Here is a 424-nt window from a genome sequence, read left to right on the forward strand (position 1 = left end):
GCGACGAGTAATCCTTCCCCCACCACCATCACTTTATGTAGCACACCGTCAAATCACATCCTTAATGCCACATATCCTCCCCATGCCGGGAAGGATGAGAAGCTTCGACTAAGGTTCGAGTCGAGCGAAAGCGAGACAACGTTGCCGCAGGCAACGGCCCGAAGGGCGAGGAGCGAAGCGACGAGTAATCCTTCCCCCACCACCATCACTTTATGTAGCACACCGTCAAATCACATCCTTAATGCCACATATCCTCCCCATGCCGGGAAGGATGAGAAGCTTCGACTAAGGTTCGAGTCGAGCGCAGCGAGAAAGCGTTGCCGCAGGCAACGACCCGAAGGGCGAGGAGCAGCGCGACGAGTAATCCTTCCCCCACCACCATCACTTTATGTAGCACACCGGCAAATCACATCCTTAATGCCAC

Annotated in this window: 2 other RNA genes; both read left to right on the forward strand. The window is 55.0% G+C overall.

Going from position 1 to position 424, the window contains the following annotated elements:
* Nucleotides 1-73 precede the first annotated feature (73 nt).
* Nucleotides 74-205, forward strand: a non-coding RNA gene (locus ABU190_RS27300) — RtT sRNA.
* A 45-nt stretch (nucleotides 206-250) separates the two neighbouring features.
* Nucleotides 251-381: non-coding RNA, RtT sRNA (locus tag ABU190_RS27305), on the forward strand.
* The last annotated feature ends 43 nt before the right edge of the window (nucleotides 382-424 follow it).

This window comes from Phytobacter sp. RSE-02 (genome assembly GCF_040578655.1).
GTDB lineage: Bacteria > Pseudomonadota > Gammaproteobacteria > Enterobacterales > Enterobacteriaceae > Phytobacter > Phytobacter diazotrophicus.